Origin of the sequence: Synechococcus sp. R6-7 (assembly GCF_047461695.1) — a bacterium.
In the GTDB taxonomy this organism is placed as follows: Bacteria; Cyanobacteriota; Cyanobacteriia; order Thermostichales; family Thermostichaceae; genus Thermostichus.
Genome location: NZ_JANSHS010000046.1, coordinates 1 through 8,405, shown reverse-complemented (window position 1 = coordinate 8,405; position 8,405 = coordinate 1). Strand labels below are relative to the sequence as shown.

The following is an 8,405-nucleotide window of genomic DNA, read 5'->3' as shown; positions in this document are numbered from 1 at the left end:
CCAGCGTATCATTGACTAGAGTCATGCTCCCAGCCCCTTGCCCATTATGAGGAGAGGGGATCCCAGAATTGGCAAACAGTTGCACTGCAACTCGAAATAACCCCAACCCGATCAGAGGGTGGGAAGGGTTTTCCAAGTTACCAAGTTGCCTGTCAGGCAACTGTTAATTGACCAGCAAAAGGCTAGCTGGGATCCCTTGTGCTGCGAGGGCAAGCCGCCGGGGATGGGGGCCGGATCGGGAATAATGGAAGCGGCCCCAGCCGGGAGAGCTGGGTTTTCCCCGCGCTGAGGTCGTTGTTTCCCTTCTCTTGAGGCCGGCTATGGTTTTGCAGGAGGCGGCGGGCGTGCCCCGCATCAACGCGCGCGAGTCGGATGTTTTCGACATTTTCAACCTGAAGCATTATCTCGGCCCTAACCCCTATCTCAATACAGCCGCTTTCACCTTCGACTTTGCCCTTACCCAGTGCCCACAGCCGCTGCCCATTGATGTCTACCTGTCCAAGGTCTGCTTCCATTTCCCCCAGTTGCAGGAGGGATCTTATCCTTCCTACGCCCACTTGTTTGCCCGGCTGGTGACGGAGGTGAACCGGTTGCAGATGGATCTCCACTTGCAGAAGTGGAGCTGTCACCTGTTTCCAGAGTATGTGCGCATCGCGGTGCAGACCTTGCATGGCCGTACCACTCGTGCCGCGGTTTATTTTGCTTGGGATTGGCTGGAAGCCATCGCCCAAGGGGAGCCCTTCGATTTTGAAGGGGAGATGCGCCGCCTGCAGCAATTGTTTCGCGACTCGGTGTACGGTGGGCCAACGGTCTATGCCCTCCTGCGGGCTGCTCACGAACGCGGGATCCCTACCTACTACCTATGGGATGAAGGGGTGATGCAGTATGGCTATGGTCGCAACCAGGTGCGAGGGGTGGCCACCACCTTTCACTGCGACAGCCATCTCGACTCTGACTTCACCACCCGCAAAGACGATTGCAAAGCCTTTCTGGCGGCGCAAGGGTTCCCCGTGCCCCAGGGAGAGGTGGTCGCCTCTTTGGCAGAAGCTTTGCAGTTGGCGCAGGAAATCGGCTATCCGGTGGTGCTCAAGCCGGTGGCCGGCCACAAGGGGATAGGGGTAACAGCAGGCATTCAAACCCCGGAAGAACTGGCCTTTGCCTACGAGGTAGCCGTGGCAGCCCTTCCCCCTGAGGAGCCCATCCGACTGATCCTGGAAAAGCATCTGCAGGGCACCGATTTTCGCCTGTTGTGTGTGGGAGGCCGCTTTGTGGCGGCCACGGAACGACGCCCCGCCTCAGTGACGGGAGATGGCCAAAGCACCATCGGGCAGCTCATCGAGCAGGCCAACCGGGATCCCGTCCGTTGGGATACCCCCACTTCTCCCCTGGGGCCGATCCAATGGGATGAGGCAATGGAGCGCTTTCTGGCAGAGCAAGGCTTGACAGTGGACAGTGTGCTGGAACCGGGGCGGACGGTCTATCTGCGCAAGGTATCCAATCTCTCGGCGGGAGGAGTGAGCCGCGATGTCACGGCCACCGTCCATCCCGACAACGTGGTTTTGGCCCAAACCATTGCCCAGCAGTTCTCGCTGGTGTGCTTGGGCATCGATGTCATTGCCCCCAGCCTGGAGCGCTCCTGGAAGGAGGGATCCCTGGGGATCATCGAGATCAATGCTGCGCCAGGTGTGCTCATGCACCAAAAACCTGCCATTGGCGCGGGAGTGGATGTGCCGGGGGCGATCCTCGACCATCTGTTTCCCAAGACGGCCCGCATCCCGATTTTGACCTTTAACCGCCTCACCTTGGCGGAGGCGCACACCTTGGTGGAGCATATTTTGTCCCACCGCCCCAACGCATGTGTGGGATCCGTCTGTCGGGAGGGTGTGCTGCTAAACCACAGCTTTAGACCCTTGCAGGGCAGCCTCTTTCGCCAGGTGAAAACCCTGCTGCGCCATCCCCAACTGGATCTGCTTTTGGCGGAAGCCGACGAAGAGACCCTGGAGCGGGAGGGCTTGGCCTACGAAGGCAGCGATCTGGTGGTGCTGCGGGATCCCTCCGATCAAGAGCTGCAAACCCTGAAACGGGATCTCAACCCCGGCGGCGCCCTCTTCCTGCAGCGGGGATCCACCCTAACTTTGACGGTGGCGGGCCAGGCGGAGCGATTTGAATTGCCGGGGACAGACCTTCAGATGGGGATCCTGCTGCGCTCCATGACCCTGCGGATCATCTGCAGAACCATTAGCCAGATGCTGAAGAACTGGTCTGGCTGAGGGGTTTTGGATTTTCTTCAGATTCTTGTAAAAGGGTAGGCAAAACAAGGGATCCCTGCTGGGGAAAAAGGCCGGCCAGCCAGTCAGCTCTACACCCCTCGGAAAGAAGCGCTATCATAGAAGTCCGTCGAATAAACTCCCTTCGTAAAACCTCGCGAGGCAGATCGGATGGATTGGGTAGAAAAGGTGCTGGAAAAGATCCGGGAATGGGTGGAACGTGTGATCGACACCCTGCTGGGGAACCCCCAGCCTCAACCTGCTCCCATTCCGGTAGAAGATGGATCCCATCGTCGTCGTTAATCCGACTGCCATTGCCCCCGGCGGCGAGCCTCTCAGCCTCTTGGTACTGCATGGCCCCAACCTCAACCTGCTGGGGGTGCGAGAGGTGGGCATCTACGGCTCAGTATCCCTAGAGCAGATCGATCAGGCTCTGCATCGGCAGGCAGAAATGCTAGGGGCGAAGCTGGAGATTCTCCAGTCCAACCATGAGGGGGTGCTCATCGATGCCATTCACCGTGCCCGCCAGCAGCATGTCGGCATTCTGATCAACCCTGGGGCCTATACCCACACCAGCATTGCTCTCCGAGATGCCATTGCAGCCGTAGGATTGCCCACTGTGGAAGTCCACCTAAGCAACATCCATCGCCGCGAGCCCTTCCGCCAGCACTCTTACATCGCCGCCGTAGCGATTGGGCAAATCAGTGGTTTTGGGGCGCAAAGCTACCTGTTGGGGCTACAGGCTCTGGTGCAACACCTGCGCCTGCAATCTGTGTAGGATCTGTGTAGGTGCCCTCAGCTCTCCAGGAACTCCTGCACGGCTGTGCGAATAAAAGCTTCATCCTCGGGGTTTTGATGAGGATTACCGGCCCGGTGCCCCCAAATGGAGGGGATGATCTTGTAAACCGCGTTCGGGATCCATTCTGCCTCAGCCCGACAATCTTCTGGGGTGAAATACAAATCCGTCTGGGCGGGCATCACCAATGTTTGGGCCTGAATTGCCCTCAAAGCAGCCCGATAATCTCCCCGGTGAATGGGGTTGTCGCTGATATCGCAGCGGATCCAAGTTTCGATCATCGATAGCAAATTCTGCGGATCCCGGCGGCGGTAATTGGCCTCCCAGCCTCGCTCTAGATAATCTTCGAGAGAGGCATACCCCAAGGATTCATAGCATTTTTGGTTGAAAAAAGGTTGGGAAACAGCCCAACTGGCGTAGATGTGGGCAAAAGCTCGCAGGCCCCGCTCTGGGACACCCGTAAATCGACGACCGTTCCAGGCGGGATCGGCAGTTAGGGCTGAGCGCAAACTCTCCAGAAAAACCCGATTGTGAACTGTGGTCTTGGCGGTGCCACAGAGGGCTACGATCCGTTCCACCCGCTCAGGAAACAGGGATCCCCAGTGATAGGCTTGCTGAGCCCCCATCGACCAGCCGTAGATCAGGCGGATGCGTTCGATCCCAAAGTGTTGGCGAATCAGGCTCTCCTGCAGGCGCACATTGTCCCAGTGGCTAAACCAGAAGCCATCTTCCCGCAAGCCACAGGCTGGATCGTTGCTGGGGGAAGTGGAAAGGCCATTGCCCAGCATATTGGGAATGAGGATAAACCACCGCTGCGGGTTGAGGATGCCGTCGGAACGAATCAGCCACTCCAGGTCGGGATGCTGAGCCCCATAGGAGGTGGGGTAGAGGATCAGGTTGTCTTTTCGGGGGGAAAGAGTCCCGTAGGTGGCGTAGGCGAGCGTGATTTGGGGCAGTTGGATCCCGCACTGTAGCTGAAAATCGTTCAGGCTCCAGGTGTAGTGAGTCATGCCTGAAATTGTTCAATCACCTGACGATGAACCCGCACATACCCCTGCCCTAGATGAGCCAGATGGGGCTTGAGGTATTGATGGGCATCGGCCAAAGCATGAAATGGAATGGAGGGGTAAAGGTGATGCTCAGCATGGTAAGGCATATTCCACATCAAAAAGCGGATTGGCCAAAGGGTAAGGGTGGTACGGGTATTGGAGAAGGGATCCTCGGTTTGGCTACAGCCCGTGTGCTCTGCCAGCAAAATGAAGCGCAAGATCGGCTGCCCTACCGCCAAAGGCAACAGCCACAGCCACACTATCCAGGGATCCCCCAGCAGAAAGGAGAGCAAGCTCCCAAGGCCGTAGACCCCTAGCTGCAACCGCACCGAACGAATGACCTCTTGGCGGGCCGATTCAGGAATGTAGGGATAGCCTTGCAACTGGCCGCTGGCTATGCGGATGTAGGTCTTCACCTTGCCGATCCACCAAGTCAAGCCGCTCAGCTCAAGCAAATACTCCGGCCAGCTCTGGGGTTTGGGATCCTCCAGCTCCGGATCCTTGCCCGGAATCTGGGTATAGCGGTGGTGCCATTTGTGGTATCGGCGATAAAAAGTGCTGTTGTAAAATGAGAGCAAGCCCGCCACCCAGGCTACCCCGTCATTCAGTTTTGGGCTGGCAAAAGCGGTGCGGTGTACACATTCATGCAAAGCAGCAAACATCGTCGCCAAACTGGCCCCGTAAACCACCAGCGCCGGCAGGGCAATCCAGCCATTGACACCTTTCTGGGTCACCCACAGGCTGCCACTCACCGCCATCACCGCCAAATGTCCCAAAAGCTGCCGGAGCCCGGCTGAATTGGAGCGGACATTCAGTTGTCTGAGGCGCTCGCTCGGGATCAACCGTTGCGGATCCGGCAAAATCGGTGTTGTCTCGACAGCCATGGCCTGTTCTTGTGAGCTACGAGAATGGATAGAAGTTATCCAATATCAAACCGAGGCCAGACCTTTCCGCCTGTGTCCAAGACAACAAAACCCTGGACCAAACTCCTAACCATGACTGCGGGGATCCGGCTGACTGGGGAGGGCGCGCCTGCCCCGCTCCAGCTCAGACACCGGCCCGATGTTGGTCAACTGCAGGGGCTGTCCAGTTGCCAGAGCCAACACATTGGCTCGCAGAATCGACGGCGGCTGTTCGCCAATCGCCGATCCCAGCACTTCTCCCTGCCGATCCAAAAACAGAAAATGAGGGATGCCGTTCACCCGGTAGCGGCTCAGCTCCGGCAGCCACTTGGGATTATCCACATTGAGCATGACAAAGTTGACTTGATCGGCAAATTCCTGTTTCAGGCTGGCCAGGAGGGGTGCCATGGCACGACAGGTGCTGCACCAATCGGCATAAAACTCCACCAAAGAAGGTTTGCCATTGGCCTGAGCTTGCTCCCAAGGTATGGCCTCTTGGGCTAGAGCCTCTAGGTTGCTGCCCGCCTGACGACCCTGGCTGGCCAAAAACAAACCCACCGCTAAGAGCACAGCTGCCGCGGCAACCAGCCCGTTGCGCAACCGTTTTGCCCAGTCTTCCTTCATCCTTCCTCACCTTGCCATCCGCTGGATCTGACCTTAGCCGTCGCCTTCACCGTTTTAGCATCCCCCTCTCTCCCCCTGATGAGACCGATGAGTCCGGAGGCGCCTCTTGTCTGTTCTGCCTTGGGCAAGGATCCCGGCTGGAGAAGAGGGCCAGGTGAGCGATAATGGGTGCGGCGTTTGCACCGATGGCTCAGCGATGCGCATCTCCTTGAAGTGGCTGCGAGAACTGGTGGATTTCCAACTTTCACCCGAAGAACTGGGAGAGGCCCTCACCCTGGCGGGGTTTGAAGTGGAAGAGATCGAAGACCGCCGCACCTGGGCAGATGGGGTGGTTTTGGGCAGGATCCTGGCTGCCGAGCCTCACCCCAACGCCGACAAGCTGCAGGTTTGCCAGGTGGACTTGGGATCCGATCGGCCTGCCACCATTGTCTGTGGAGCCGCCAACGCCCGCGCCGGGATCCTGGTAGCAGTGGCCACGCCCGGCACCCATTTGCCCGCCCTCTCCCTCACCATTGCCAAAGCCGACAAGCGGGGGGTGATCTCGGAGGGCATGATCTGCTCTCTGGCCGAGCTGGGGCTGGAGAAATCTTCCGAAGGGATCCACGAATTCCCGCCCGACTTGGATCTGGAGGTTCATCCGCTTGGCTCTGATGTGCGCCCCCTTCTAGGCTTGGACGATGTGGTGCTGGATCTCACTTCCACCGCCAACCGGGCCGATGCCCTGAGCATGGTGGGGATCGCCCGCGAAGTGGCTGCCCTCACCCGCAACCCGCTGCGCCTGCCCCCCGTCAAGCCTCTTCAGGCCAAGCCCATCCCCAACTTTCAGTTGCGCATTGCCGACGCCAAAGCCTGCCCCGCCTACAGTGGCGTGTTGATCGAAGGGGTGAAAGTCGGCCCTTCCCCCGACTGGCTAAAACACCGACTGGCCGCTGCCGGCATGCGATCCATCAACAATGTAGTGGATATTACCAATCTGATCCTGCTGGAATGGGGCCAGCCCTTGCACGCCTTTGACTGGGAGCGCCTGCTCCAGGTCATGGGCAAGAAAAAACCCACCATCGAGGTGCGCTTGGCCCAGCCGGGAGAAACCTTAAAGACCTTGGACGGCCAAACCCGCACCTTGCAAGCCGACAGTCATCTCATTGTGGCCGGCAGCCAACCGGTAGCTCTGGCCGGGGTCATGGGAGGGGAAGAAACCGAAGTCAGCTCGACCACCACTCGCATTTTCTTGGAAGCAGCCCTATTCGATCCAGCGGTGACGCGGCGCTCGGCCCGGTCTCAAGGTCTGCGCACCGAGGCTTCCACCCGCTATGAGCGAGGGGTTAACTTTGCCACCCTCGATCAGGCCCGGGATCGGGCGGTGCAGTTGATCCTGGAACTGGCAGGGGGAGCAGTGGCCGGCCTCACCACCTTTGACCAGCGGCCCCCCCTGGAACGCACCCTGAAATTGCGGCTGTCGCGGCTGATCGATGTGTTGGGGGACGAGGTGCAGGCGGCGGATGTGGAGGAGATCCTATCTGCCTTGGGCTTTCAGCTCTCCCGTTGCGAAGGGGCCAATTCCCAGAGTGCCCTCTCCCCCGCTACCGAGACGGCAACCGTGGCCAGCTGCGTTTGGCAGGTCGTCGTTCCCCCCTATCGCCTGCGGGACATTGAGCGGGAGATCGACCTCATCGAGGAGTTTGCCCGTCTCTACGGCTATGACCGCTTCTCAGAAACCCTACCCACCGAGCCGCAGGTGGGATCCCTTTCGGCGCGGGAAACGTTCACCCGCCAGATCCGAGAAGTGCTGCGCGGCATTGGCCTGACAGAGGTATATCACATCTCCCTCTGCCCAGCCGAGGAGGATGGATCTTTGGTGAGGATTGCCAATCCACTTTCGCCTGAATATTCAGCCGTGCGCAATGCGCTACTTCCCGGCCTGGTGGAGGCCTTCCGCTTCAACTGGGATCAAGGCAACGGCCCGCTCCAAGCCTTTGAAATCGGTCGTGTTTTTGCCCATGCCCTTCCCCCCAACCCCCACCCTTACCGGGAAGCTGAGCATATTGGCGGTATCTTGGGCGGGGATCCCAATCCCCACGATTGGCAGCACCGCAACCGACCCATGGACTGGTTCGAGGCCAAGGGGCTGCTGGTCTCCGCTCTGGAGCGGCTGGGATTTGGCCCGGAGTTTCGTCTGGATCCCCCTGAAGAGCAATCGTCCCTGCTTCACCCCGGTCGCCAGGCCAGTTTGTGGATTGAGGGATCCCGCATCGGTTTGTTCGGGCAACTGCACCCCCGCCTCTGTCAGGAAAAGGGGCTGCCAGATCAGGTCTATGGGTTTGAGCTGCAGTTGGATCCCTTGCTGGAAAGCCTGGAGAGACGGGGCATTGTGCAATTTGTCCCCTTTTCGCCCTTTCCTGCTGCCGATCGGGATATCGCCTTCTTTGCGCCACTCGACCTTGCCGTTGGTGAGATCGAGAAGGTTATCCGTCGAGCGGGCGGAGAACTTCTCCAATCGGTGCAGCTTTTCGACGAGTACCGGGGCCAAGGAGTACCTGCAGGGCAGCGCAGCCTTGCCTTCCGCCTAGTGTACCGCGCTCCCGATCGCACCCTCACGGATGCGGAGGTAGAAGCTCTGCAAAACCAGGTGAGGGCGCAGTTGGCAACACAATTTCCGGTGACCTTGCGCAGCTAGCCGACCCCTCTGTAGCTACTATAACATCCTCCCGGCGCTCGTCCTGTGGACAGGGCGCGGGCTACCCTTCCCGTCAGCAGGACGGAGTCCTTA

7 protein-coding genes are annotated in these 8,405 nt (G+C 59.1%); 4 read left to right on the top strand and 3 right to left on the bottom strand.

The genetic code is table 11. The annotated features are described in order from the left end of the window. Nucleotides 1-320 precede the first annotated feature (320 nt). The 3 genes from NW815_RS01880 to aroQ all read left to right on the top strand — a co-directional run bounded on the left by NW815_RS01880 (nucleotide 321) and on the right by aroQ (nucleotide 3,045). A complete protein-coding gene (locus NW815_RS01880) occupies nucleotides 321-2,270 on the top strand; it encodes an acetate--CoA ligase family protein (protein WP_414389877.1) in 1,950 nt (649 codons plus the stop codon). Between the two features lie 168 nt (nucleotides 2,271-2,438). Next, nucleotides 2,439-2,570 carry a hypothetical protein gene (locus NW815_RS01875; RefSeq protein ID WP_011434447.1) on the top strand — a complete coding sequence of 44 codons (132 nt, stop codon included), beginning with the start codon at nucleotides 2,439-2,441 and terminating at the stop codon, nucleotides 2,568-2,570. Continuing rightward, nucleotides 2,548-3,045: a type II 3-dehydroquinate dehydratase gene (gene aroQ, locus NW815_RS01870; protein WP_414344089.1), complete on the top strand. Its 498-nt coding sequence runs from the start codon at nucleotides 2,548-2,550 to the stop codon at nucleotides 3,043-3,045. The genes NW815_RS01875 and aroQ overlap by 23 nt, the downstream gene beginning before the upstream one ends. A 17-nt stretch (nucleotides 3,046-3,062) precedes the next feature. Here the strand turns inward: aroQ and NW815_RS01865 are convergent, their stop codons facing one another. The 3 genes from NW815_RS01865 to NW815_RS01855 form a co-directional block, all read right to left on the bottom strand. Then, nucleotides 3,063-4,073: an alpha/beta fold hydrolase gene (locus NW815_RS01865; protein ID WP_414389874.1), complete on the bottom strand. Its 1,011-nt coding sequence runs from the start codon at nucleotides 4,071-4,073 to the stop codon at nucleotides 3,063-3,065. Beyond that, nucleotides 4,070-4,996: a fatty acid desaturase family protein gene (locus NW815_RS01860; RefSeq protein WP_414389872.1), complete on the bottom strand. Its 927-nt coding sequence runs from the start codon at nucleotides 4,994-4,996 to the stop codon at nucleotides 4,070-4,072. Before NW815_RS01860 ends, NW815_RS01865 begins: the two co-directional genes overlap by 4 nt. A gap of 105 nt (nucleotides 4,997-5,101) precedes the next feature. Then, nucleotides 5,102-5,638, bottom strand: a complete 537-nt coding sequence (locus NW815_RS01855) for a thioredoxin family protein (RefSeq protein ID WP_011434451.1) — start codon at nucleotides 5,636-5,638, stop codon at nucleotides 5,102-5,104. Nucleotides 5,639-5,834: 196 nt separating this feature from the next. Between NW815_RS01855 and pheT the strand changes: the two genes are divergently transcribed. Then, nucleotides 5,835-8,312 carry a phenylalanine--tRNA ligase subunit beta gene (pheT, locus tag NW815_RS01850; protein ID WP_414389880.1) on the top strand — a complete coding sequence of 826 codons (2,478 nt, stop codon included), beginning with the start codon at nucleotides 5,835-5,837 and terminating at the stop codon, nucleotides 8,310-8,312. Nucleotides 8,313-8,405 lie beyond the last annotated feature (93 nt).

Excerpts from the sequence above, each read along its gene's own strand:
- NW815_RS01880 (WP_414389877.1), top strand. The coding sequence starts at position 321 with ATGGTTTTGCAGGAGGCGGCGGGCGTGCCCCGCATCAACGCGCGCGAG.
- NW815_RS01875 (WP_011434447.1), top strand. The coding sequence starts at position 2,439 with ATGGATTGGGTAGAAAAGGTGCTGGAAAAGATCCGGGAATGGGTGGAA.
- aroQ (WP_414344089.1), top strand. The coding sequence starts at position 2,548 with ATGGATCCCATCGTCGTCGTTAATCCGACTGCCATTGCCCCCGGCGGC.
- NW815_RS01865 (WP_414389874.1), bottom strand. The coding sequence starts at position 4,073 with ATGACTCACTACACCTGGAGCCTGAACGATTTTCAGCTACAGTGCGGG.
- NW815_RS01860 (WP_414389872.1), bottom strand. The coding sequence starts at position 4,996 with ATGGCTGTCGAGACAACACCGATTTTGCCGGATCCGCAACGGTTGATC.
- NW815_RS01855 (WP_011434451.1), bottom strand. The coding sequence starts at position 5,638 with ATGAAGGAAGACTGGGCAAAACGGTTGCGCAACGGGCTGGTTGCCGCG.
- pheT (WP_414389880.1), top strand. The coding sequence starts at position 5,835 with ATGCGCATCTCCTTGAAGTGGCTGCGAGAACTGGTGGATTTCCAACTT.